Annotated in this window: 23 protein-coding genes and 1 pseudogene; 12 read left to right on the forward strand and 12 right to left on the reverse strand. The window is 67.4% G+C overall.

Features of this window, described 5'->3' with window-relative positions:
* Positions 1–190: 190 nt before the first annotated feature.
* Positions 191–1,528: a diacylglycerol/lipid kinase family protein gene (locus tag ACZYZ3_RS15535; RefSeq protein WP_463964712.1), complete on the reverse strand. Its 1,338-nt coding sequence runs from the start codon at positions 1,526–1,528 to the stop codon at positions 191–193.
* Positions 1,529–1,597: 69 nt separating this feature from the next.
* A complete protein-coding gene (locus ACZYZ3_RS15540) occupies positions 1,598–1,933 on the reverse strand; it encodes a cupin domain-containing protein (RefSeq protein WP_463964713.1) in 336 nt (111 codons plus the stop codon).
* Positions 1,934–2,094: 161 nt separating this feature from the next.
* Between ACZYZ3_RS15540 and ACZYZ3_RS15545 the strand changes: the two are divergent.
* Positions 2,095–2,274, forward strand: a pseudogene (locus ACZYZ3_RS15545) (hypothetical protein); the annotation flags it as partial.
* Positions 2,275–2,459: 185 nt separating this feature from the next.
* Here ACZYZ3_RS15545 and ACZYZ3_RS15550 read toward each other — a convergent pair.
* Positions 2,460–2,765: an acylphosphatase gene (locus tag ACZYZ3_RS15550; protein WP_463964714.1), complete on the reverse strand. Its 306-nt coding sequence runs from the start codon at positions 2,763–2,765 to the stop codon at positions 2,460–2,462.
* Between the two features lie 203 nt (positions 2,766–2,968).
* On the opposite strand from ACZYZ3_RS15550, the gene ACZYZ3_RS15555 reads away from it, so the two are divergent.
* The 3 genes from ACZYZ3_RS15555 to ACZYZ3_RS15565 are packed head-to-tail and all read left to right on the forward strand — an operon-like array spanning position 2,969 to position 5,512.
* The gene (locus ACZYZ3_RS15555; RefSeq protein WP_463964715.1) at positions 2,969–3,232 is read left to right on the forward strand and encodes a YegP family protein; all 264 of its coding nucleotides are present in this window, start codon (positions 2,969–2,971) and stop codon (positions 3,230–3,232) included.
* Between the two features lie 53 nt (positions 3,233–3,285).
* A complete protein-coding gene (locus tag ACZYZ3_RS15560) occupies positions 3,286–4,242 on the forward strand; it encodes an ABC transporter ATP-binding protein (RefSeq protein ID WP_463964716.1) in 957 nt (318 codons plus the stop codon).
* Between the two features lie 4 nt (positions 4,243–4,246).
* Positions 4,247–5,512, forward strand: a complete 1,266-nt coding sequence (locus ACZYZ3_RS15565; RefSeq protein ID WP_463964717.1) for an ABC transporter permease — start codon at positions 4,247–4,249, stop codon at positions 5,510–5,512.
* A gap of 150 nt (positions 5,513–5,662) precedes the next feature.
* Here ACZYZ3_RS15565 and ACZYZ3_RS15570 read toward each other — a convergent pair whose 3' ends face one another.
* The 3 genes from ACZYZ3_RS15570 to ACZYZ3_RS15580 all read right to left on the reverse strand — a co-directional run bounded on the left by ACZYZ3_RS15570 (position 5,663) and on the right by ACZYZ3_RS15580 (position 8,320).
* A complete protein-coding gene (locus ACZYZ3_RS15570) occupies positions 5,663–6,697 on the reverse strand; it encodes an alpha/beta fold hydrolase (protein ID WP_463964718.1) in 1,035 nt (344 codons plus the stop codon).
* 98 nt (positions 6,698–6,795) lie between these two features.
* Entirely contained in the window at positions 6,796–7,602 is an 807-nt protein-coding gene (locus ACZYZ3_RS15575; RefSeq protein ID WP_463964719.1) for a hypothetical protein, read from the reverse strand.
* A 1-nt stretch (position 7,603) separates the two neighbouring features.
* The gene (locus tag ACZYZ3_RS15580) at positions 7,604–8,320 is read right to left on the reverse strand and encodes a hypothetical protein (protein WP_463964720.1); all 717 of its coding nucleotides are present in this window, start codon (positions 8,318–8,320) and stop codon (positions 7,604–7,606) included.
* A gap of 196 nt (positions 8,321–8,516) precedes the next feature.
* On the opposite strand from ACZYZ3_RS15580, the gene ACZYZ3_RS15585 reads away from it, so the two are divergent.
* Both ACZYZ3_RS15585 and ACZYZ3_RS15590 read left to right on the forward strand, forming a co-directional pair.
* Complete coding sequence (locus tag ACZYZ3_RS15585; RefSeq protein WP_463964721.1) at positions 8,517–9,788, forward strand: mechanosensitive ion channel family protein; 1,272 nt, start codon at positions 8,517–8,519, stop codon at positions 9,786–9,788.
* Between the two features lie 229 nt (positions 9,789–10,017).
* Positions 10,018–11,802 carry a glycoside hydrolase family 13 protein gene (locus ACZYZ3_RS15590; protein WP_463964722.1) on the forward strand — a complete coding sequence of 595 codons (1,785 nt, stop codon included), beginning with the start codon at positions 10,018–10,020 and terminating at the stop codon, positions 11,800–11,802.
* 297 nt (positions 11,803–12,099) lie between these two features.
* On the opposite strand, the gene ACZYZ3_RS15595 is transcribed toward ACZYZ3_RS15590, so the two are convergent.
* The 3 genes from ACZYZ3_RS15595 to ACZYZ3_RS15605 all read right to left on the reverse strand — a co-directional run bounded on the left by ACZYZ3_RS15595 (position 12,100) and on the right by ACZYZ3_RS15605 (position 15,158).
* On the reverse strand, positions 12,100–12,663 hold the full coding sequence (locus ACZYZ3_RS15595) for an alpha/beta fold hydrolase (RefSeq protein ID WP_463964723.1): 564 nt from the start codon (positions 12,661–12,663) through the stop codon (positions 12,100–12,102).
* A gap of 353 nt (positions 12,664–13,016) precedes the next feature.
* Positions 13,017–14,018: a pullulanase X25 domain-containing protein gene (locus ACZYZ3_RS15600; protein WP_463964724.1), complete on the reverse strand. Its 1,002-nt coding sequence runs from the start codon at positions 14,016–14,018 to the stop codon at positions 13,017–13,019.
* Positions 14,019–14,291: 273 nt separating this feature from the next.
* A complete protein-coding gene (locus ACZYZ3_RS15605; RefSeq protein ID WP_463964725.1) occupies positions 14,292–15,158 on the reverse strand; it encodes a DUF1295 domain-containing protein in 867 nt (288 codons plus the stop codon).
* A 166-nt stretch (positions 15,159–15,324) separates the two neighbouring features.
* Between ACZYZ3_RS15605 and ACZYZ3_RS15610 the strand changes: the two genes are divergently transcribed.
* From ACZYZ3_RS15610 to ACZYZ3_RS15620, 3 genes are read left to right on the forward strand one after another with little or no spacing between them, the layout of a single operon-like run.
* A complete protein-coding gene (locus tag ACZYZ3_RS15610) occupies positions 15,325–15,786 on the forward strand; it encodes a MarR family winged helix-turn-helix transcriptional regulator (RefSeq protein ID WP_463964726.1) in 462 nt (153 codons plus the stop codon).
* The gene (locus ACZYZ3_RS15615; protein ID WP_463964727.1) at positions 15,783–17,651 is read left to right on the forward strand and encodes an AMP-dependent synthetase/ligase; all 1,869 of its coding nucleotides are present in this window, start codon (positions 15,783–15,785) and stop codon (positions 17,649–17,651) included. Before ACZYZ3_RS15610 ends, ACZYZ3_RS15615 begins: the two co-directional genes overlap by 4 nt.
* On the forward strand, positions 17,648–18,082 hold the full coding sequence (locus ACZYZ3_RS15620; RefSeq protein ID WP_463964728.1) for a DUF2177 family protein: 435 nt from the start codon (positions 17,648–17,650) through the stop codon (positions 18,080–18,082). The genes ACZYZ3_RS15615 and ACZYZ3_RS15620 overlap by 4 nt, the downstream gene beginning before the upstream one ends.
* Here ACZYZ3_RS15620 and ACZYZ3_RS15625 read toward each other — a convergent pair.
* Together ACZYZ3_RS15625 and ACZYZ3_RS15630 are read right to left on the reverse strand one after the other, a co-directional pair.
* Entirely contained in the window at positions 18,074–18,553 is a 480-nt protein-coding gene (locus ACZYZ3_RS15625) for an STAS domain-containing protein (protein ID WP_463964729.1), read from the reverse strand. The genes ACZYZ3_RS15620 and ACZYZ3_RS15625 overlap by 9 nt on opposite strands.
* Complete coding sequence (locus tag ACZYZ3_RS15630; RefSeq protein WP_463964730.1) at positions 18,504–19,250, reverse strand: SulP family inorganic anion transporter; 747 nt, start codon at positions 19,248–19,250, stop codon at positions 18,504–18,506. Before ACZYZ3_RS15630 ends, ACZYZ3_RS15625 begins: the two co-directional genes overlap by 50 nt.
* Positions 19,251–19,254: 4 nt before the next feature.
* Between ACZYZ3_RS15630 and ACZYZ3_RS15635 the strand changes: the two genes are divergently transcribed.
* From ACZYZ3_RS15635 to ACZYZ3_RS15645, 3 genes are all read left to right on the forward strand, one after another.
* Complete coding sequence (locus ACZYZ3_RS15635) at positions 19,255–19,485, forward strand: hypothetical protein (RefSeq protein WP_463964731.1); 231 nt, start codon at positions 19,255–19,257, stop codon at positions 19,483–19,485.
* On the forward strand, positions 19,482–19,721 hold the full coding sequence (locus ACZYZ3_RS15640; RefSeq protein ID WP_463964732.1) for a hypothetical protein: 240 nt from the start codon (positions 19,482–19,484) through the stop codon (positions 19,719–19,721). The genes ACZYZ3_RS15635 and ACZYZ3_RS15640 overlap by 4 nt, the downstream gene beginning before the upstream one ends.
* 548 nt (positions 19,722–20,269) lie before the next feature.
* The gene (locus ACZYZ3_RS15645; RefSeq protein ID WP_463964733.1) at positions 20,270–21,457 is read left to right on the forward strand and encodes a TerC family protein; all 1,188 of its coding nucleotides are present in this window, start codon (positions 20,270–20,272) and stop codon (positions 21,455–21,457) included.
* A 264-nt stretch (positions 21,458–21,721) separates the two neighbouring features.
* Here the strand turns inward: ACZYZ3_RS15645 and ACZYZ3_RS15650 are convergent, their stop codons facing one another.
* Positions 21,722–22,207, reverse strand: a complete 486-nt coding sequence (locus ACZYZ3_RS15650; protein ID WP_463964734.1) for a hypothetical protein — start codon at positions 22,205–22,207, stop codon at positions 21,722–21,724.
* Between the last annotated feature and the right edge of the window lie 195 nt (positions 22,208–22,402).

Below are 22,402 nucleotides of genomic sequence, written 5' to 3' on the forward strand. Positions count from 1 at the left end.
CTCCGAAATGCTGGAAACGCCCACTAACGTCATCGTACGCCGCAGCCCGTCCGCGAAGATCTCAATGCCACTCTTCGGCCTTGACCTGGACGAACCCGAGACGTGCCAGCTCGCCTGGCTGCAACTAGGGACGAGGCGCAACGTGCGCCTCCGTGCCATCAGCCGCACGGCCCGCTGGACTTGCAGACCGCTACGCCGCGGCGTACACAGCCCGGTGCCCCCACGCCAGCTCGCGGAGCCGGATCAGATCCAGCGCCGGCTGGGCGGGCGGGACACCCGGACGGTTCCGCGGGACCACAACGCGCAGGGCGGCAGGTTCGATGCTGCACCGCACCGGGGTGGGAAGCAGCAGCGCCTCGCCGTCCACTCCGACCGGGATCTCGGGCACATCGGCGTCGACCACCACCTCCACCGCCGTGCGCTGGATCAGGCCGCGCTTCGTCGCCCGCCGCAGCAGGCCGACAGCTTTCCGGGTGCTGGAGGTGGAGAGTGCCACCGCACCGAGCACACCACGGTCGAGCCGGGTACGGCGGCCCAGGCCGGCGAGGTCGTTGCTGCCGTACGGGCCATTGCTCACCAACACCGCCTGGGGCCCGTCCACGGTGGTGCCGCCAATCTTGGCTTGCAGCCGCGCGCCCTTGGCGCCACTGATCAGGTCCGGCAGCATCTGCAGCACGGTACCGGCCTTGTCATCGCGGTACTCCGGGCTCTGCACCACCTCGGCATAGACCCCGAAGGAGGCATTGTTGACGAACGTGCGGCCGTTGATCCTGCCCAGGTCGACGCGCAGCTCCACCCCGTCACGGAGGGCACCCAGGCAGGCCGTGGGGTCCTCCCGGTCCAGGCCGAGATCCAGGGCGAAATGGTTGCGGGTGCCGGCGCTGATCACCAGGAACGGGAGGTTGTGCTCGGCCGCGATGCCGGCCACCAGGGCCTGGGTTCCGTCGCCGCCGGCGACGCCGAGCAGGTCGGCTCCCCGGGCCACGGCATCCCGGGCCAGGGCCGCGACATCCACCTTGCCCGGGCCCTCAAGGAGCGCCACCTCGGCCCCGAGCTCCTCAGCTTTCCGCTGCAGCTCGAACTTCACCACCTTGCCCCCGCCGGACCGCGGATTCATCACCAAGAAGGGATGGCTCGTGGTGGGGGCAGGGTACTCGGTCATTTTCGACCCTGCCCGGGGCTCACGGAGGGCAGCGCGGGCGCAGACCAAAGCCACGAACGCCAGCCCCACGGTGATCATGACCTCCGACAGCAGGCCGGCCTGGATGAAGAGGAAGAGGACCACCAGCGGGGCGAGCACCGCCAGCGCCAGCGCACACCAGCGCAGAAAGCCACGGCTGATGAGGAACCAGTAGATCCCCACCACGGTCACCACGAGTCCGCCGGCAGCGGTCAGGAGCAGCGCCACAGTGCCCGCCACCCCCGCGGCTGCCAGCGGGACCAGGGCCGCGCAGATGACCGCGACATAAGCGGCCTGCGCCCACGACCGCCGGGTCCGTGTAACCACTTCGAACGGAACGACAGTCATGTCCAGCTCCTTGCGGTAATCCGGCCCGGGCGATCGCCTCGACTGGTCCCCCGGTCTGAGGCCAGGTCGTCAGGTCTTGATTTTCGCGACGGTCATCAGGATCGCCGAGTCCTCTTCTGCTTCCAGGCTGTGCAGCCCGTCCGGCACGATCAGCAGGTCCCCGGCCTTGCCCTGCCAGGACTCGTTGCCCGCGCGGAGCCGCACACAGCCGCGGAGCACAAACACGGTCGCTTCGCCGGGGTTCTGGTGCTCGCTCAACTGCGTCCCGGCCCGGAACGCCATCACCGTCTGGCGCAGCGTTTTCTCATGGCCGCCAAACGCCGTGTCTGCAGCACGTCCACTGGGTGCCGCCACCGCAGCCGCCAACTGCTGACGGGCAAGGGCGTCGAGCGATATCTTCTGCATGGGGCCACCCTACCCAGAAACGGGCCGGCTGCCGAGGGACCTTTGCCCCGGTCCCGCCTGGACCGGCCTTTCCGGCGACAGTGGGGACTTCTTTGTAACTTTTCCGGGAAGTCCTACCCTGAAACCAACAGCCGGCCCCTGCCTGCCCGCCTCACCCCACATTGTCGCAATGTCGCAACGGAGCTGCACCCACGACCGAGGCCCCCGACGACGCCGGACTGCGCCAGCTCGCGGACATCACCTTTGGCCTGCCGCACCTGCGCGAAGGCCAGCTCGCCGGGATGCGCGCCCTCGCCGCCGGCCGGGACGTCCTCGCCGTCATGCCCACCGGCTACGGGAAGGGGTGCTGGGTGCGGGGCTGGGGGCGGGGCTGGGGAGTTCCCGCTGAACTCCCGCGTTGAGCATGCCCTCTGGGGGCCCGGCCTGGTCATGGGGCACGACGGCGACCTCCTCACCGTGCTGTTCGACCGCGAGGGCTACCGAACCCTGTCGCGCAAAACCGTCCTGGGCCACGGACTGCTAAAGCTCAGTACACCACCCGGAAATTACTGAACGCCCCCGTGGCCCGGGAGATCGATTCCTCAACGTGCTCCACCCGTCCGGGCGCTTCCGGTGAGCGCAGCCAGCGCCGGAACTCCAGCACCACCGACTGGGGTCCCTCCGCGACGACGCCCACCGAACCGTCGGTGTTGTTCCTGACCGTGCCGGTCAGCCCCAGCTCGTCCGCCCGGCGCACCGTCCAATAGCGGAAGCCCACGGCCTGCACCACGCCGTCCACCCGCGCCGTCAGCCGGACCCATTCGCCGGAATCGTCCCTCGGAACCTCAGCCATGCACCCAATCTAGCGCCCATCGCCGATCCCACCGCCAGAGGAATCGTGCACTTTCCACATAGGGACCTTTGCCCCTTACCTTCGGCAGAGCCCAGCCGAAAGGATGGTCAGGTGCGCTGCGGGGACATGTCGAGAAAACGGCATGGCACATGGAAGTGCCTCACCCTCCCGCCGTACTGCATTGCCCGAAAGGACAAATCAAGATGGCAGGACAATTCGAGATCTTCACGGACGCTGAGGCCAACGTCCGTTTCCGGCTCCTCGGTGCCGACGGCACTGTTTTGGCGATTTCCAAGGCCTTTGAAGACAAGCAGTCCGCCGCAGACGGCATCATGGCGGTCCGCGAATGCGCCGGCACCGGCCTGATCAAAGAGGCCCGCTCCAATGCCTGGGGCGGCACCGGCAGCACCAGGGCAGGCCTGCCGACACCGGCCCACCGCCGGCACCGGCATGCCCCCGCCGTCTAGGCGGCGAATCGGCAACACCCCGGGCGGGCAGCCCGGCACCATCGGGAGCCGCAATGGACGAAGCACGGGTCCACATCAGCGGCTTCCGGATGGACTTCGGCGACACCACCGTGGTCCGCGACCTGTCCTTTGACGTGCACGCCGGTGAGACCTTCGGCTTCCTCGGCAGCAACGGCTCCGGCAAGACCACCACCATCCGGGCCCTGCTCGGCATCTACGAGCCCACCGCAGGGATCCTCCACATCAACGGCCGGGACTTCAAACCCGAGCACGGCGACCGGCTGGGCTACCTTCCCGAAGAGCGCGGGCTCTACAAGAAGGAAAAGGTCATCGACATCATGACCTACTTCGGCCGGCTCAAGGGGATGGGACGGCGCACCGCCCGGCAATGGTCGCTCGAGTACCTGGCCCGGGTGGCGCTGGCGGACCGGGCGAACGCCGTGCTGGACAAGCTCTCCAGCGGGCAGCAGCAAAAGGTCCAGCTCGGTGTCACCATCATGAACAACCCCGAGCTGCTGATCCTGGACGAACCCACGAAGGGCTTTGACCCCGTAAACCGGCGCCTGCTGATGGACATCATCGCCGAGCAAAAGCACGGCGGCGCCACCGTGGTCATGGTGACCCACCAGATGGAGGAAGTCGAACGGCTCTGCGACCGGGTCATCCTGCTCAAGGACGGCACCGCGGAGGCCTACGGGACCATCGACGAGGTGCAGAACAAGTACGGCGGCCGCATCATCCGGATCAGGCACACCGGCGCCATCCCGCCCTCGCCGCACTACGAGGCGGTACTCCAGGAGACGAACTACTCAGAGCTCTCGATCACCGATGCCACCGACGAAGCCGTCATCCTCAAGAACCTGATCGACGCCGGAGTGACCGTCCGGAGCTTCACCACCACCAAAATCTCCCTGGAGGACATCTTCATCCGGGTCTACGGCGACCAGAACATCCCTGCCGCGGCAGGGACGTCCGGCATTGCACCCACCCCCGCCCGGGACGGGGCGTAGTGCCGTGGCGCAGCACAATCTAGGTACGGTCCTGAGTTTCGAGTTCATCCGCACCGTGACCAAACGCCGGTTCTGGATCGGAACCTTGTCCGTCCCGCTGATCATGGCCGTGGTCTTCGGGCTGATCTTCCTCAGCAACAGCACCACGGACACCGCGGCTGCGGCGCAGAAAAGCGCCCAGTTCAGCATCACCTACACCGACGCCTCGGGACTGATCACCGCCGAGGACGCCGCGCTCTTCGGCGCCACCGCCGCGGACTCCCCCGACGCCGGGATCACCGCCGTCCAGACCGGCGCCGTCGACGCGTTCTTCGACTACCCGGCGCAGCCCGAGTCGACGGCCGTGCGCGTTTACGGCGCGGACCGGGGCCTCTTCGAGAACGGCAAGTATGCCGCCGTCGCACAGGCCATGCTGACGCACGCCGTCGAACAGCGGATCGGTTTGCCGCAGCTGTCCGCACTCGCGGCCGGGCGGGTGCAGATCGAGACCGTCACGTATGACGGCACCGAGGAATCCGGCGGCCTGGGCTCGGTGATCCCGCCGATGGTCTTCCTGGTCATCTTCTACGGACTGATCGTGCTCCTGGCCGGGCAGATGCTCAACTCAACGCTCGAGGAAAAGGAAAACCGCGTCACCGAAATGATCCTGACCACGCTCAAACCGACGACGCTCATCGCGGGCAAGGTCATCGCGCTGTTCGCGATCGGCCTGGTGCAGATGACCGTGTTCCTCTCCCCCGTGCTGATCGGCCGGCTGTTCTTCCCCGAGGAACTCAGCCTCACGGCCCTGGACCTGCCCCCGCTGATCCTGGACCCGGTTCGGATGACCATTGGCCTGCTCATCCTCGTCGGCGGTTTCGCCCTGTTCACCACCACCCTCGTGGCCATCGGCGCTGTGATGCCCACCGCCAAGGAGGCCGGTAACTTCATGGGCGTAATGATGGCGCTGATCTTTGTACCGTTTTACGCCGTGGCCCTGGTGGTCTCCGATCCGCAGTCGGTGATCGTGCAGATCTTCACCTACTTCCCGTTCTCCGCGCCGGTGACCGCCCTGCTGCGCAACGCCTTCGGTTCGCTGGGCCTGCTCGAGGCCGGCATTGTGATCGTGATCCTGTTCGTCGGCGCGGCCGTGATGCTCCGCCTCGCCGTGCGGCTCTTCCAGTACGGCTCGATCTCGTACACCTCGAAGGTCAATGTCCGGACGGCGCTGCGTGCCGGATCGCGGCACCCTGCCGCTGACGGGCCGCCGACGACGTCGGCGGGCGGCTGAGGGCGGCCGGGCCCGGCTCACTGAGGCGGCCGGCCTGCCAGCTTGCTGAGGGCGGCCGTGCCCCGGCTTACTGAGAGCGGCCGTGCCCCGGCTTACTGAGGGCGGCCGTGCCCCGGCTTACTGAGAGCGGCCGTGCCCCGGACTCCCGGGCTACCGGCTAGCCAGGAAGGTCCTGATCGTCTCGGCCATGGTCTTGGACTGGGTCCAATGCAGGTAGTGGCCTCCGGCCAGCGGGACGATTTCGTGGCGTTTGACGTTTTTCAGCAGATTCTTCAGCGCCGCAGCTTTGGTGGCTGCCTCCGGGGAACCGTCGTCGGCGACGAAAGCGAGCACGGGAAGCCCGTCGGGATAACTGATTCCGCGCAAATCCGAGGCGTTGTTTCCGATCCGGGCCGTCTCATCAGCGACAGCCTGGTTGCCAAAATTCCAGCTCATCATCAGGCGCATGCGTTCACGTTCCTCCGGCGTGTAGGCGTCACCGTCGGGTTCACCGAGCCCGGGGGCCACCACAAGTGCGGAGCGGACGACTCCGGCGATGGCGAGCAGCCGAAACACATTGACGCCTCCTGACTCCACGTCTACCGGACCGCCTGTGGCTTTCGGCACCGTCGCGTCGATCGCGATCACGGCCGCCACCTCCGCAGGGTAGCGGTTGGTGTAGTCCAGCATGTAAAAGCCGGCGATCGAGTGACCGGCCAGGATGTAGGGCTGGGTGATGTTGAGCTTGCCCAGCACTTCGTGGAGTTCGGTGTTGATGTTCCTGTTGCTCCGCTCGCTGGCACTCATGTCGCTGTAGCCGTAGCCGAATCCCTCCACGACGGTGACGTTGTAGTCACCCAGCTCCCGGATCAGCGGCGCGAAGTCGAGCGCCGGGGCGGCCGTCCCCAGTCCGCTGAGGAGCACGATCGGCGTCCCCGGCTGGCCATTGCGATACACATTGACGGCTCCGCCCGTGATCTCAATCCGTTCGCCATAGGGGGCGATGCTGGCCCGTTCCTGCCGCTCAAGCAGCAGGTTGGCGCCTGTCGAGGCCAGGCCCAGCCCGACGGCGATCAGGGCCACCATGGCGAGGACGCGCAACCGATTTCGGCGCCTCGTCCGGCGCCGGCCGGAAATGGATTCGGCATCCGTGGCGGCAGTGGGGTTGGGAGGGGAAGCATCCGTGCGACGAGGATTGAACCTCATGGCGTGCCTTTCAGTGGCAGAGGCGGTGCCGGGACGAAAAGACTGGTAGGGCAAGCGTAACCCCGCGGGCGCTGCCCGGGGCAGGCCCGCCGCGGCTGCTAACCAGCCGGCATTTCGCCCGGCCGCAGGGACGCGATCATCGTCCGGACGTCCCGGTATTCCGGGGTGGACGCGTACAGCCTGGCCTTCACCAGGTACGGCAGCGCCGGGTCCCCGGGCGTCTCATTGTGCTCCGGGTTGTACGTCCCACCGAAGAAGGCGCCGCTCGGCGGCCACAGGAACAGGTGGAACATCGGGCACGCCATGTCCCCGGCCTCTTCGGGGACCATGGTGATGCCGTAGGCCGCGATGGTGGACCGGGTGGCCACGGGATCAGTGTCCTGGCCCCGGGACTCGAACACGTACCGGGGCACGCCGCCGTCGGCGCCCCCGCCCTCGGCAAGGGCGACCATCGGCTCGGAATCGTAGACCTCGTACGGTGTCTTGCCGACGCATTCCGCCCCGGTCACGATATTGGTGCGCAGGCCCGCCATCGGCATCCCCTCGGCGTTCAGCACGTCCACGAAGTCGCCGTCGAGCCCCCCGCCGGGGTCCCTCACCGTCCAGTCCGCGGGGTAGTCGAAGGACAGTGCGCCGTCCGTCGTCGTGAAGGTCTGCCAGCCCGACGTCGGCTCCTCCGTAGCTGGCCCGTCCGCCGTCAGGGGCCCGGAGGCCGGGTCGGACGGAGCCGGGCTGCTGCCCTGGGACTGGCTCGCCGAAAAGAAGGGACCCCCAGCCCCGGCGGAAAACTGGCCGCATGAGGTCAGCAGCACGGCCAGTCCCAGCGACGTGCACAGGGTGGCGGCTGCCGTCGTTACCGGAAGGATGCGGGTGCCAGGGCCGGGTGAACCCGCCGGCCTCCTCACGTCATTGCTTTCCAGCCGGCCGCAGTGACGTGATTGCCTGCTTGACGTTCTTGTACTCGGTGGTGTCCATGTACACCTCGGGGGTATCCACGTGCATGGGGCCTCCCGGTGTGGTGTCGAACGGATCGTAGACCCCTCCGAACATGGCGCCGCTGGGCGGCCAGGTGAAGAAGTGGAAAATCGGGCAGGCCGTGTCCCCGGTGGGTTCCGGCGCGGACGTCAGTCCGTAGGCCAGGGTCAGCGACGCCGCCGGATCACTCGAGCCCGGGTTGGTCCGCCCCTCGTAGACGAACCGCGGCGCCACACCGCCCTGGGCCAGCGCCGGGACGGGCTCGGAGTCGTACAACATAAAGGGGAACTTCTCCGTGCACTCGGCACCGGTGACCATGTTGGTCCGCAGGGTCGCCATGGTCTTGCCGTAGTCACTCACCAGATCCACAGCGAGACCGCCCTCTGCTGACTGGGCGGCCGGGTCCTTGATGGTCCACGACTCCGGATAGTCGAACGCGAGCGAGCCGTCCGACGTCGTGAACGTCTTCCAGCCGGCCGTCGCGGTAACGGCAGGCGGGCTGGCTGTTCCCGGCGTGGCACTGGCCGTGCTCGTCTCTGCCGGCGGGGAACCGGTGGCCGGGGCCGTTGCGGGTGAGCCGCATCCGGCCAGGACGGCAGCAGCGCAGAAAGCGGAAAAAGCCGTGGCGAACGACGCGACGCGGCGCATGGCACCCTCCCCCTGGGAAAATAACGTGACTGGATAATTCTCGGATCTTTCCGCGAGGAAACTAGGGGCTTTGGGCCCTTGGCGGCCTTGGCGCCCTCACCCTCACCGAACCCGGCCCCGGTGCCCGGCCGTGATGCTACCCACGTTGCGCCCTGCAGATTTCAGTTGCCCGAGGAAGCTTGCTAGAGCTTAAGTAATGCAAGACATCCTCGATCCCGCCATGCCGTTTCTGGCCCCCCTCCTCGCAGTGGCCCTCGCCGTCGCCGGCGGGCTCCTCTCCTCCTGGCTCGTGCGCCGGGTTGTGCTCCGGCTCAACCGCAACCAGGCCGCCCTCCGCGAGACCTCCCGGGTGGCGCGCCTGCCGCTGCGGTTTGCGCTCTGCCTGATCGGCGTCCGGATCGCCCTGGGCCTCACCACCGAGGACGCCGAATGGCGCCGCAACCTGGATCACGCGCTGCAGATCGCGCTGATCGGGTCCCTCGCGTGGCTGGCCATCGCGGTGTTTCTCATCATCGAGACCATGGTGCTCACCCGCTACCGGGTGGACGTGGCGGACAACCGCCGCGCGCGCAGGCTCCGCACCCAGGTCATCCTGGCCCGGCGGATCGGCGTCGCCCTGGTCGTCATCTTGGCGCTGGGCATCGCGATGCTGACGTTCCCTGCCGTCCAGGCCCTCGGCGCCGGGCTGCTGGCCTCCGCCGGCGTGATCTCGATCGTCGCCGGCCTCGCCGCGCAGACCTCCCTGGTCAATGTCTTCGCCGGCATCCAGCTCGCCTTCACCGACGCGATCCGGGTGGACGACGTAGTGGTGGTGCAGAAGGAATGGGGCCGGATCGAGGAGATCACGCTGACCTACGTGGTGGTCCACATCTGGGACGACCGGCGGATGATCCTGCCCTCCACCTACTTCACCACCACCCCGTTCGAGAACTGGACCCGGCGGCAGTCCGAGGTCATGGGCACCGTGGAGTTCGACCTCGACTGGCGCGCCCCGGTCGAGGACATGCGCGCCGAACTCAAGCGGGTCCTGGCCGGCACCGAGCTCTGGGATGAGCGCGTGGGCATCCTGCAGATCACCGACGCGACCGCCGGTTTCGTCCGGGTCCGCATCCTGGTCAGCGCCGCCGACAGCGCCACGCTCTTTGACCTGCGCTGCCTGATCCGCGAGGAGCTGGTGCTGTTCCTGCAGCAGGAACACCCGACGGCGCTCCCCCACGTCCGGCTCGAATCGCTCGGTGCCGTTTCGCTTGGGACGGGCACTCCCGGTCCGTCCGCTGCGTCCGGCTCTGCCGCGAAGCAGCCGGGCAAGGTATCCGCCGCGGACGAGCCCAGCCGGCACCCGGCCGATCCGCACGATTCCCAGCTGTTCACCGGATCCATCGAGGCCGTCCAGCGCTCGCGGGCCTTCACCGGCCCCGGCGAGGAAGTGTTCGAGGACCGCGACAAGAGCATCGCCTCGCAGAACTAGGACCCGGTCTGGTTGCCCGGTCCGGTTGCCCGGTCCGGTTGCCCGGTCCGGTTGCCCGGTCCGGTTGCCCGGTCCTCGCGGCTGCCGGCCGGCTGCCCCGCCGGGCGGCTGCCGGCTGGCGCCGTCCACATGGCACCGGCGGGGTCTTCCCTGCCCGCGGGAACTGTTCAATAATCAGACGTTGGTGAGCCAGCGTCGGTGCTGGCTGCCGGACCAGCTGAGGAGTCCCATGACGGCAGAACAGCCGACTGAAGCATCCGTTGCGGTTCCCGCCCGCGACTGGTTCCAGAGCGCCGTCGTCTATCAGATCTATCCGCGCAGCTTCGCCGACTCCAACGGGGACGGCATCGGGGACCTGCGGGGCATCATCGGCAAGCTGGACTACCTGCACCGGCTCGGCGTCGACGTCCTCTGGCTGTCCCCGATCTACACCTCCCCGCAGGACGACAACGGCTATGACATCAGCGACTACCGCAACGTGGACCCGATTTTCGGCACGCTCGAGGAACTGCGGGAACTGACGGACGGGCTGCACGCCCGGGGCATGAAGCTGGTCATGGACCTGGTGGTCAACCACACCTCGGACGAGCACCCCTGGTTCGTGGAGTCACGCTCCTCGAAGGACAATCCCAAGCGCGACTGGTACTGGTGGCGTCCGCCGCGCGAGACGACCACTGACGGCTCCGCCGGCGGCCCGGGCGCGGCACCGAACAACTGGGGCTCGGCGTTCTCCGGCCCTGCTTGGGAGTTCGACCAGGCCTCGGGCGAGTACTACCTTCACATCTTCTCCAGGAAGCAGCCGGACCTGAACTGGGAAAACCCGGACGTCCGGGCGGCGGTCTACGAGATGATGAACTGGTGGCTGGACCGGGGTGTGGACGGCTTCCGGATGGACGTCATCAACTTCATCTCCAAGGACACCGCACTGCCGGACGGGCCCGTCGCTGCCGGGATGCTCTACGGCGACGGCAGCCCGTTCTACATCGGCGGTCCCCGGATTCACGAATTCCTGCAGGAGATGCACCGCGAAGTCTTCGCCGGCCGCCCGGGCCAGCTGCTGACCGTCGGCGAGATGCCCGGCGTCACCGTGGACGAGGCCATCCTGTTCACCGATCCGGAGCGCGCCGAGGTGGACATGGTGTTCCAGTTCGAGCATGTCGCCCTGGACCAGGAGGGCGGCAACAAGTGGCGGCCGAAGAAGCTCAAGCTCACGGACCTCAAGAGGACCCTGGGCCACTGGCAGACCGGCCTGGCCGACCGGGGCTGGAACAGCCTCTACTGGGGCAACCACGACCAGGCCCGGGCGGTGTCGCGTTTCGGCGACGACGGCAAGTACCGCGAGCTCTCCGCCAAGATGCTCGCCGGCGTCCTGCACCTGCACCGCGGCACACCCTACGTTTACCAGGGCGAGGAACTCGGCATGACGAACATGGCCTTCGGGGCGATCAGCGATTACCGCGACATCGAGGTGCTCAACCACCACCGCGAGGCCACCACGCATCTGGGCCACACCGACGCCGACGTTCTCGCCGCGCTCGCGCCGCTGAACCGCGACAACGCGCGCACCCCGGTCCAATGGGACGCCTCGCGGCACGCCGGGTTCACCACCGGCTCGCCCTGGATTGCCGTGAATCCGAACGCCAACCACATCAACGCCGCCGCGCAGGTCGACGATCCGGACTCGGTATACAGCTTCTACCGGGCGGTCATCGCGCTGCGGCACAGCGAGCCCGTGGTGTCACGCGGGGACTTCACCATGCTGCTGCCGCGGGACGAGCACATCTACGCCTTCGTCCGGTCCCTGCCGGAGACCAAGCTGCTGGTGCTGGGCAACTTCTCCGGCCAGGACCAGGAGGTGACGCTCGACGCCGCCGACGTTCCCGTGGTGTGGGACAGCGCGGAGCTGGTCCTGGGCAACTACCCCGCCGACGCGGCGGTGCCCCGCCTCCATCTCCGGCCGTGGGAGCTGAAGGTCTTCCGCGCCGGAGCAGCGCGCATCATCCACCACGAGTGAGGGAGCCTGGCATGACCATTCCACCGCCAAACGAACCTGAGCCGTTTCCGCCGGAACCCGGGCCGACCGCGCCTGAGCCTCAGCCCGGGGAACCGTTTCCCCCGGAGCCCGGACCGGTTCCGCCCCCGGCGCCGATTCCGGGGCCGGGTCCCGCGCCAATGCCCGGGCCGTTTCCGGGGCCGCTGCCGATTCCCGACCCCGGTCCGGTCCCGCCACCACGGCCGGACCCGACGCGGTTCTAGACAGGCCCAACCGGCGGCCATTCCATTTGGCGGGCCCACCAGCCGGCGGGCTCGCTCACGGAAGTGCCGGCCCGCCCCACCCGCGCGCCGGCTTCCCGTCACGCGGGCCGGCCCCGTCACGCGGCGGGCGCCGTAGAGCAGGAGCGTGGGAATGCTGATGGTGGGCAGCACGGGCCGGTAGTCGGCCCGTGCTGCTGGCGGAGAGCTGGGCCCACATTCCGGCCGGGCGCAGGTCTGCCATGATCCTGCTCGCTTCGGCTACCACGGCGGGATCGGCCTTGTCCGTGAACAGTGATGGCAGCCACTCGTCGATGAACTTCTCCGGAGGCTGATCGATCTCGGTCTCCACCTGGGCGTAGCGCCGCTCCACTTCCTCGGGCGGCAACGATCCCGCCCGGCCGGCGTAAGCAGGGGCCAGCACCAGTGACGCGGGCAGTCCGGGATCTCTGCGGTACAGCTCCAGGGCCACCATGGAACCCCACGACAGCCCCAGGAGGTGTGGCTTGGCAGGGACGGCCGCGCGCAGGAAGCCGGCGGTGATGGCCCCGAGATTCTCGGCGGATATATCCCGGTCGGCGTCGTCGGACCGGCCACACCCGGGAGCGTCCCAGGCGAACACCGTGAACTCGTCCCTCCAGCTGGGGGCGCCAGATCCGGGTGTCCTCCCCGACGCCATGGAACAGCACCAGCGGCGGTCCCTGACCGACCCGCTGGTACGCGATCGGCAGCCCCTCAACCTCGACGGTTTCCAGAATCCAATGCTAGGCAGGTCGGCAGTTGCCGGGCAGGGTCCGGACGCGGCGGCGGATCCGGCGCGCGGCGACTGCGCGCGGATCCGGGCGCCCGACGACGGCGCGCGGCGAAGGTTGACGACGCGCTGAGCAGCCCGCGCTGCGCAAAAGACCCTTCGACGCCCGAGTTCAGGCATCGAAGGGTTTTTAGCGCGGCGCCAGGAAAAATGCGTGTCGCTGGCTACGGCAGGATGATGTCGCGGGTCCGGTGGTCGTAGTGGATAACCATCTGGCCGCCGTAGTGGTGCACCTCGTGGTTGGCGCCGTCGAATGCTCCGAAGGCACCGAAGTTCTCCTCCCAGGAGCGGTTGAGCGCGATCTTGAAGCTGTACGTGCCGGCCGGGAGGTTAGCCGCGAGCTTCCAGAGCTGATCAACGAGATCCAGTTCCATCTGGGATTCGTCGTACTGCGGGGCCCAGTTGGCGGGGGCGCCCAGCAGGATGTTGAAGTCACCCGCGACGGCGACTGCTTCCGGCTGCTCGATGGTCTCCCCGCCGGTGGCTGGTGCCGCGGCCGCGGGAGCTGCAGTAGCTGCGGCTGCGGGAGCTGCAGTGGCTGCGGCCGCGGGAGCTGCAGTGGCTGCGCCGGCGGGTGCCGCAGCAGCCGGGGCCGAGGCGGGAGCCCCAGCCGGCTTGTCCGCTGCCTTGCGCCTGCGGACCACCTTGGCGACCGGGGCCACGGCCTCTTCCACCAGTTTGGCGGCCTTGCCGGCGACCTTTTCGGCCACCTTGGCGGCCTTCGGGGCAGCCGACGGAGCGGCGGCCTTCGGAGCCGCCGTGGGAGCGGCTGCCGTCCGGGCCGGCGTTCCGGCGGGGGGCGCCGACGGCAGCGGGGTGTCGGCGGGAACGGGAGTTCCGGCGTCGAGCGCTGCGGCGAACGCGTCAGGGGCAGCGAACGCGACCGTGGCGCGCTGGCCGTCCTCGGTGATGGTCCAGCCTGCACGGCCCTTGACGAGCCAGCCGGCCTTGACCAGCTTCGCGGTGGCGGTGGTCAGGGTCTTGTGGCCGCGGGGAATTCCGCCGCTGAGCAGTTCGCGCTCGAAATCGTTGAGCGGAACGCGTGCGATCGCCTCGCCCAGCACCGCTCCGGCGTTCAGCTGCTCGCCCGTCCACACCCCCTCTGCCAGCACGTCCAGTACGGCCTTCAGTCGACGGGTGGTGTTTTCGGCAGTGTTCGCGCCCATGGGTCTCCTTTAGAAGCAATTGATCCACCTGCATTTTGCCAAGGATCGTCGAGTTTCCGCGAGTCGGATCGGTTAACTCTGCGTGTCGTGACCCACTATTACACCCCATGGCGGCGGGCGCGAGGGGTCAGGGGCAGGAGTACCCGCCGGTAACAAAATGGACGGGGCAGTGTACCCGCGGGTAACAAAGCAACGCGGGGTCACCTACGGCCCATCCCGGGGTCCGGGATGGGCCGTAGGTGACCCCGCGTTGCTTGGAACCGGGGGCTGTTGCTAGGGCTTGGGGATCAGGACGGGGGTGTTCTTCTTGTAGGCCTCGTAATCCGCCTGGCCGCCCCACTTCTTGTCGGACTTCTGCTCCAGGAGCGGCACGCCGCTGACCTTGGTGAGCAGCAGGGTGACGAACACCGGGGAGATCAGGGCGACCCACTGCCAGCCCTGCAGCGCGGGGACGGCGATGATCGCGACACCGACCCAGAGCAGGATTTCGCCGAAGTAGTTCGGATGGCGGGACTTGGACCACAACCCGGTGGAGATGAATTTGCCCTTGTTGGCCGGGTCGGCATTGAAGCGGCTCTTCTGGTTGTCGGCCAGGATCTCGATGCCGAAACCGACGGCCCAGACCAGGAAGCCAACCAGCGCGAACCAGTCCAGCGCTACCCTGGTCGCCGAGGTAATCGCCACCCACGCTGCGGCCGCGGTGAAGACGACCCAGAGTCCCTGGATGGTCCACGCGTTCAGGAACCGGATGAAGGAGGGCTTGATCTCGTCAAAGCGGTCGTCCTTGCCGGCCTTGCTGATGCGGCGGAATAGGAACATGCCCAGCCGCAGTGTCCAGGCGAGCACCATGGCCGCCAGCAGCAGGGCGCGGGCGTCGACCCCCGGCGTCAGCACGATGAGCAGAAGGGTGATGGCGGTGTAGGTCAGGGTGCCGGTCAGGTCGTAGAACTTCTCGGTCTGGGCCGCGAAGGACGGAATGAACGCCAGCCACTGGATGAGGAACGCGGCCCCGACCGCCATCGCGAAGACGGGGATCCCGCCCAGGGTTGCCCCGCCCTGGCTGCCGGCCACGGCGACAAGCGCCCCAATCAGCACTACCACCGGGAGGGCGATGAGCGCCTTACGGTCTGATTCCTTCATCAGGGAATTCCTTTCACACGCGGAGCCGGATGCTCGCAGTACGCCCGGGATCGTCCCGCCGGGCATCAGCAGTTTTGGCAATCCTAGTAGATGATCAAATAAGATTGAATAATAGATCATCTAACAAGATTGACTAATAACGGAATTTGGAACCTAAGGAGTGGACTTGTCCGCGTCGCAGCACCACCCGGCCACGTCGGCCTTGCAGAGCCTGGTCACTCTCGCCAACGAAACCGAGCGGGAAATCGCCCGCGTCATGGGGCTGAATCTGACCGATTACCGCGCCCTGTCGGCGCTCGCGCAGTCCGGCCCGGTGACGGTGGGCAAGCTCGCCGAAGATCTGGGCGCCACCCCGGCCACCACCACCGCGATCGTGAGCCGGATGGAGTCCCGAGGCTACGTGGAACGCCACCGGAGCACCGAAGACCGGCGCCACGTCCAGGTGAGCGTCACCCCGGCAGCCACCCGCGAAATCACGAACCTGATGCGGCCCCTCCTGACCATCACCAACGAACACATCAAGGCACTGCCCGCCGACCAACGGGCCGTCGTCGCGGACTTCCTCGGCGTCGCCCAGCACCTGATGCGAGACCACCTGCACACACTTTCGGAGAAGGACGCCCGATGAGAGAGTTCACCACCCCCCTGCTGGATGAGGCGTCCGGTCACCGGAACGCGACCGAGCTGCTCATGCAGCGGTTCCGGACCTCCCCGGAACATATCGCCTTCGAGGTACGGGCACAGAACGCCGCGATCACGGATCCCTGGCGCCGGGTGACCACCCGGCAGTTCGTTGACGAGGTACGCGCGCTGGCCAAGGGCTTCATCGCGGCGGGCCTGCAGCCCGGTGAATCACTCGCCATCATGTCCCCCACCCGGTATGAGTGGGCCCTGGCGGACATGGCGGCGTGGTTCGCCGGCGCCGTCGTCGTTCCCATCTATGAGACGTCAGCCGCGCCCCAGGTGGTGGCAATCCTCACCGACGCCGCGGTGCGCCTCGCAGTCGCCGGCACCGCTGAGCATGCCCTCCTCCTGGAGCAGGGGTTCGCACATGCCGGGATACCGGGCCTGGGGGTCTGGACGATGGACCCCCGCCCGGGAGCGGACCTGGCCGACCTCGTGCTCCGCGGCGCCGGGATTCCCGACAGCGCGGTCGAGGACCGCCGCCTGCTGGCAGCTCTCGACTCCGTGGCGACCATCGTCTACACCTCCGGCACCACGGCCGCGCCCAAGGGCGCCCTCATCACCCACGGCAATTTCGTGGGGCAGGTGCTGAACGTGGCCGCCGCCTACACCGGAGTGGTCCGTGAGAGTGGCAACACCATCATCTTCCTGCCGATGGCCCATGTGCTGGCCCGCGGACTGCAGCTGACCTGCCTGGCCAACGGCATGCGCATTGCGCACCTGTCCGACCCGCGGGACGTGGTGCCCGCCCTCGGGGTCCTGAAACCAACCTTCCTCGTGGTGGTCCCCCGCGTCCTGCAGAAGATCCAGGCCTCAGCCGCGGCCGCCGCGACGAAGAAACACCTTGGACCCGTGTGGGCGTCAGCGCAGGGCACCGCAGCCGCTTGGGGCCGGTTCGCTGAAGCCCGCGACGCCGACCCGGCCGCCAGGGCCGCGCCGGGCCTGCGGGTTCGGCACGCACTGTTCGACCGGCTGTTCTACGCCCGGCTGCGGAAGCTGATGGGCGGACGCCTCGACTACCTCCTGTCCGGTGCCGCCGCGCTCGACGCCGAGCTGTCCCTCTTCTTCCGCGGCCTGGGCCTGCCGGTCATCGAGGGCTACGGCCTCACCGAAACAACCGCCCCGCTGACCGGAAACATGCCCGGGTCGATCAAGGCCGGCTCGGTGGGCATCCCGATGCCGGGAACCACCGTGCGCCTCTCGGAGGAGGGCGAGGTGCTCGCCCGCGGCGTCGGCGTGTTCGCCGGCTACCGCAGACCGGCGGACAACACGGACGCGTTCGCGGACGGGTTCTTCCGCACCGGCGACCTCGGCGAGCTCGATGACCTGGGACGGCTCACCCTCAAGGGCCGGATCAAGGACGTCATCGTCACCGCAGGCGGCAAGACCGTCTCGCCCGCCATCTGGGAAGGATACGTCGAGGGCGACCCCCTCGTGGCGCACGCCGTGATGGTCGGAGAGGGCAAACCCTTCCTCGGCGGGCTCGTGCTGCTGGACCCGGAGTCCGTCGCGGCCTGGGCGGAACGCGAGGGCATCGCCGATCTGGCCGGCCTGCGCATCCCGGACGACGGCGGCGCCGTCCAGATCGACGACGCGCGGCTCCTCACCGCCATCGGCAAGGCGGTCAGCGCCGCCAATGCGAAGATCGCGCGCTCCGAGCAGGTGCGCCGCTTCGTGCTGCTGCTCACCGATCTCAGTGAGGCCAACGGCATCGTGACCCCCACCATGAAGCTCAAGCGCGGCGCCTTCACCGAACGCGTCCGCCACGTCGTCGACAGCCTCTACACGGACAAAAGGAGCCAGGCATGAGCGCCCCAATCAAGAGGTGGCTGCTGTCATACGCGGTCGCCGCCGTGATCTTCGCCGTCGTCGACGTCGTCTGGATCGGCACCGTGGCGAACAACCAGTACGAAAGCCAGATCGGGGAGCTCCTGGCGCCCAGCGTGAACCTGGCCGGCGCCGTCGTGTTCTACCTGATCTATGTCGTTGGGATCGTGCACTACGGCATCCGGCCCAACGACCCGGACGCCACCCTGCGGCAACGGGTGACCGGAGCCGCCCTGTTCGGCTTCTTCACCTACGCGACGTGGGCGCTGACCGCGCTCGCGGTGCTCAAGGACTTCCCCGCCGTGGTGGCGCTGACCGACATCGCCTGGGGCGTCGCGGTCTGCAGCGCCGTCACGTGGCTCACGGCCACCCTCCTGCGGCGCATGTTCACGCGGTCCGGCACCTCAAAGTAGCGCCCGCCGCAGCAGGAGCAACGCCCTGTAGACGGCCACGGCGGCGTCGATAGTGCGGTAGAAGTGGCGCGGGTCTATTTGGCGGGTCAGTTCGTAGCGTTCGATCTTCGCCCGGACCCCGTGCTTGAGCTCCGCGAACACGAGCGAGGTGCCCTGCGCGTTCAGCTCCACGTCCAGCTCGAGCAGCACGTCCGAGGCGGTCGTGTCGACGTCGGTGATGGGTTCGGCCGCGATGACGTTCCACCGGGGCTTGGGCTCGGTTCGCGCCAGCCGCCGGATGTTCTCGCGGAACGGCCTGACGTTGGCGAAGAACAGCGGCGCGTCGAAGCGGTAGATCACCAGGCCGGGCAGGTGCTGGACGTCCGGGTGGAAATGCACATCGTGGAATCCCTCGACTCCGGGCACCCGCCCGATCACCATCTCATAGGGCCACCAGGCCCGGCGGAAGATGTTGAGGACGGACAGCCCCACCGCAATGCCGATGCCGGGCAGGACCCCCAGCAACGTCACGCCAAGGAAGGCCGCGAGCGAGACTGAACTCGGTCCTGCGCTGGCGCCAGAGCCGAATGGTGCCAGGGATGTCGGCCAAGGATATTGATGCGGTGATTACGATAGCCGCCAGCGCCGGCTGGGGCAGGTTCCGGAACAGCCCCGGCAGCAGCACCAGCATGAGGAGAATCAGCAGGGCACCGGTCACGCCGGTGAGCTGGGTCTTCGAACCGGCACGCTCCGCGACCGCCGTCCGGGAGCCGCTGGCGCTCACGGGGAAGCCCTGAAAGAGGCCGGCCGCCAGGTTCGCGGCACCGATGCCGATCATTTCCTGGTTGCCGCAGATCTCCGCACCGGAGCGGGCGGCAAACGACGACGCCGTCGAGATCGTATCGGTCAGCGACACCAGCGCAATCCCCAGGGCGCCGGCGAACATCAGGGCGAAGTCCGAGACGTCCAGGGTGGGGATGGTGAACGGCGGGAAGCCCTGCGGAAGCTCCCCGACCAGTGAGACGCCCCGGCCGGCGAGGCCGAAGAGCGACGTCGCCCCGATCGCGAGGACCACGACGGACGCGAGGATCATGATGACGCCGACCACCAGCGCGAGGATCGACGCGAGCATCGACGCGAGGACGACAGCCTTCTGCGGGTCGCCGTCGGGCTTCGCCGCAGCATTCATCTACATGCTGATGCGCCGGTGGCTGCCCGCCGGCCGGTTGGCGGGTCCGGCGCTGGGTGTAGTGCTTCTCCTGGGCTTCGGAGCGTCCGTGGATCCGCTGCGGCCGGACAATATTGACTTCGACATTGCCGAACCCGGTTGGCTGTCGGTCGTCTTGTTCGCGACCCTCGCCGTGTTCCACGGGGCGCAGTCGCGGCAGTGGCCGGCGCGGTCAGTGACCGTCTTCGGCCCTTGACCAATAAGACCTGGAAGTCCTATCTGCCGCTGTTGGCGGCGGTCCTTTTCCCGCCGGCGGGGATCGTGCTCGGACTCGGAGCGCTCCTCGTGATGGCGTGGGCCAAGGTCGTCCCCGACACACGGTCAGGGCATCCGCGGGCCGCCCTCTGGGCGGGGCGGGGCATGCTCCTCGTGGCGTCGCTGGCTGTATTGCCGATGTTCGTTGGCGCGGTGACCTCGATCATGTCACGGTGACACGTTCCGGACTCGCGGACCAGGACGGCTGTTCGATGGCTTCGGGCCAAGGTCCACGCCGGTCATGACCATGGCTCTCGGATAGTGGCCGTACGTCCACGCGGGCGCCGCCGCGGGATCGAGGCCGGGTCCGGGCGCAGCTTCTCATCGGAGATCCCATCGAGGGTGACCGAGGCCATGGCGTCATGGTAACTCCCAAGGAAATGCGCAGGTCCAATCCATATCTTGATCGCGGGACGTGGCACCGACGTTGGGAACTACCGCACGGCACACCCCCAGGTGCCGATTCCTTGGGTTGGCTCCAGATTTCCTCCGATACTGGAGCCAGCCTGCCGGCGGTCGCGGCCGTTTATTCCTCGGCCGGCTGGCTGATTCGTGTCTAGCTGAGATCCCGGTTAGAGTGAAGGCGCGTAGGGGAGTATTCCGAAGCGCTGCAATCGTCAACACGTCAGGCACCGTTGCCTGGCCGGGTGCAGCGGCCAGCCGGACGGCGGGCGGAGAGACTTATGAGGCTCTCTAGTACCCACCTTACGAAAGTAGGAACTCCGTTGACTGTTTCTCCCCTGATCTGGGGCATCACCATTGTGGTCATTCTTGCCCTGCTGGCCTTTGACTACTTCTTCCATATACGCAAGGCACACGTCCCCACGCTGAAGGAAGCGGCCTTCTGGTCCGCCCTCTATGTGGGCATCGCCGTAGTTTTCGGCATTCTCGTTCTGATCTTCGGCGGCCCGGATATGGGCTCGGAGTATTTCGCCGGGTACATCACGGAGAAGGCGCTCTCGGTGGACAACCTGTTTGTCTTCCTGATCATCATCGCCAGCTTCCGCGTTCCACGCGAGGACCAGCAAAAGGTCCTGCTCTTCGGCATCGTGTTCGCGCTGATTGCCCGCACCGGCTTCATTTTCCTCGGCGCGGCCTTGATTAATTCCTTTGCCTGGGTCTTCTACGCCTTCGGTTTGATCCTGCTGATCACGGCCGGCAACCTGCTCAAGCCCGAACCCGAAGGCGAGGACACGGCCGACAACTTCATCATCCGCCTGGCCCGCCGGCTCTTCCACACCACCGATCACTACGACGGCGACAAGCTGTTCACGATGGAAAACGGCAAAAAGGTCCTGACCCCGATGCTGTTGGTCATGGTGGCCATCGGCGGGACGGACCTCCTGTTCGCGCTGGACTCGATCCCGGCCATCTTCGGCCTGACCCAGAACGTCTACATCGTGTTCACCGCCACGGCGTTCTCGCTGATGGGCCTGCGCCAGCTGTACTTCCTGATCGACGGCCTGCTGGACCGCCTGATCTACCTCGCCTACGGCCTGGCCGCGATCCTGGCCTTCATCGGCGTCAAGCTGATCCTGCATGCCCTGCATGAGAACAACCTGCCGTTCGTCAACGGCGGCGAGCCGGTCCCGGTCGTGGAGATCAGCACGGGTCTGTCCCTGAGTGTCATCATCGGCGTTCTGGTCTTCACGGTGGTGGCATCGCTGGTCAGCAAGGCCGGCATGGCACAGACTGCCATCAACAATGCCCGCCGGCACGCCGTCAGCTACCTGGACCTTGAATACACCGCGGACCCCGCCGAGCGCGAACGGATCTACAAGGCCCTGCTGGAAGAAGAACGGCAGATCGAACAGATGGAGCCGAAGTACCGCAACAAGGCCAAGGACGTGGACACGATCCGCGTCGAGGTGGCCGAAGCGCACCGCCAGCACGAGCAGTACCTGGCCCGCTAGCCTGCGGTACCGCGCCACCAGTGCCTCCCGGGAAACGATCAGGGCCCCAGGATGTTGTAGGGAAAGCTGGTCCGCCAGGCCCAAAGCGGCAAGGCCCCGATTGCCCCGCTGGCCGACCGGACCAGCGCGGTCTTCGTCCCCGTCGAACGGTCATATCTCCACGATGGCGGCACAGCTTCATAATCCGAATCTATGCGCTTCTACTGAGGGGAGACAGACCTCCGGGCTCTGTGAGTCCGGAGTCTGTCTCCCCTGTTTCCCCCTTCAGCTCCCCGGAACGGTGACAAGGGGTGCGCCGATGGTGAGATCAACGCGCACGGCGTAGGTCCCGTCCGGCTGCGATGGCGTTTTCCGGGCCTCGAGCACCACTACTGTTCCTTCCAGGATGCCGATGAAGGACTCGCCCGTCAGCCGGGCATGGTTGAGTTGCTGTTCCACTGCCGGTCGGACACCGTTTGTCAGAAAGGTCAGACCCTGTGGAAAGCCCCATTCCCTGATGCTGGTGGGACCCTGCGCCGGCTGAAGGATGCCTCCCCCCATTCCCACGTCCGCGGCGAGGATCTGGTCCGTTCGGTCGCGGGTGGTGTAGGTGATCTGTTGGTTTCCCGCGGGGCGAGTACACGGTGACTGTTCCGGGCCGTAGCAGTCGAACCCGCCGGCTTCCAGACCCGGTGCCGCTGCAGTAGTGGTTGTGGCGTAGTGCTCGCCTCCATATGGCCAGCTGCGGTCCGTTGCGGCCTTAGTAGTCACGGTCACTGTCAGGCCGGGCGCACCGCTAACGGTGATCCCTTCTCCAAAATGCCGCCCTTCCCCTATGGCGTAGATGGCATGTCCGGTTGTGATGCTCGCCCGGGCCGGAGGACGTGGATCGCTCCTGTCCTTCCCAATTCCCGTGTCAGGGTTTGCGACTTTGTCCAACGTGTCGCGGACCGGTCCCGCGTCGCC

It is taken from the genome of Pseudarthrobacter linnaei (assembly GCF_055412825.1).

What these genes read in the sequence shown, in the direction of transcription:
- ACZYZ3_RS15535 (WP_463964712.1), bottom strand. Translation starts at nt 1,528, where the DNA reads ATGACTGTCGTTCCGTTCGAAGTGGTTACACGGACCCGGCGGTCGTGG.
- ACZYZ3_RS15540 (WP_463964713.1), bottom strand. Translation starts at nt 1,933, where the DNA reads ATGCAGAAGATATCGCTCGACGCCCTTGCCCGTCAGCAGTTGGCGGCT.
- ACZYZ3_RS15550 (WP_463964714.1), bottom strand. Translation starts at nt 2,765, where the DNA reads ATGGCTGAGGTTCCGAGGGACGATTCCGGCGAATGGGTCCGGCTGACG.
- ACZYZ3_RS15555 (WP_463964715.1), top strand. Translation starts at nt 2,969, where the DNA reads ATGGCAGGACAATTCGAGATCTTCACGGACGCTGAGGCCAACGTCCGT.
- ACZYZ3_RS15560 (WP_463964716.1), top strand. Translation starts at nt 3,286, where the DNA reads ATGGACGAAGCACGGGTCCACATCAGCGGCTTCCGGATGGACTTCGGC.
- ACZYZ3_RS15570 (WP_463964718.1), bottom strand. Translation starts at nt 6,697, where the DNA reads ATGAGGTTCAATCCTCGTCGCACGGATGCTTCCCCTCCCAACCCCACT.
- ACZYZ3_RS15580 (WP_463964720.1), bottom strand. Translation starts at nt 8,320, where the DNA reads ATGCGCCGCGTCGCGTCGTTCGCCACGGCTTTTTCCGCTTTCTGCGCT.
- ACZYZ3_RS15585 (WP_463964721.1), top strand. Translation starts at nt 8,517, where the DNA reads ATGCAAGACATCCTCGATCCCGCCATGCCGTTTCTGGCCCCCCTCCTC.
- ACZYZ3_RS15590 (WP_463964722.1), top strand. Translation starts at nt 10,018, where the DNA reads ATGACGGCAGAACAGCCGACTGAAGCATCCGTTGCGGTTCCCGCCCGC.
- ACZYZ3_RS15600 (WP_463964724.1), bottom strand. Translation starts at nt 14,018, where the DNA reads ATGGGCGCGAACACTGCCGAAAACACCACCCGTCGACTGAAGGCCGTA.
- ACZYZ3_RS15605 (WP_463964725.1), bottom strand. Translation starts at nt 15,158, where the DNA reads ATGAAGGAATCAGACCGTAAGGCGCTCATCGCCCTCCCGGTGGTAGTG.
- ACZYZ3_RS15615 (WP_463964727.1), top strand. Translation starts at nt 15,783, where the DNA reads ATGAGAGAGTTCACCACCCCCCTGCTGGATGAGGCGTCCGGTCACCGG.
- ACZYZ3_RS15620 (WP_463964728.1), top strand. Translation starts at nt 17,648, where the DNA reads ATGAGCGCCCCAATCAAGAGGTGGCTGCTGTCATACGCGGTCGCCGCC.
- ACZYZ3_RS15630 (WP_463964730.1), bottom strand. Translation starts at nt 19,250, where the DNA reads ATGAATGCTGCGGCGAAGCCCGACGGCGACCCGCAGAAGGCTGTCGTC.
- ACZYZ3_RS15635 (WP_463964731.1), top strand. Translation starts at nt 19,255, where the DNA reads ATGCTGATGCGCCGGTGGCTGCCCGCCGGCCGGTTGGCGGGTCCGGCG.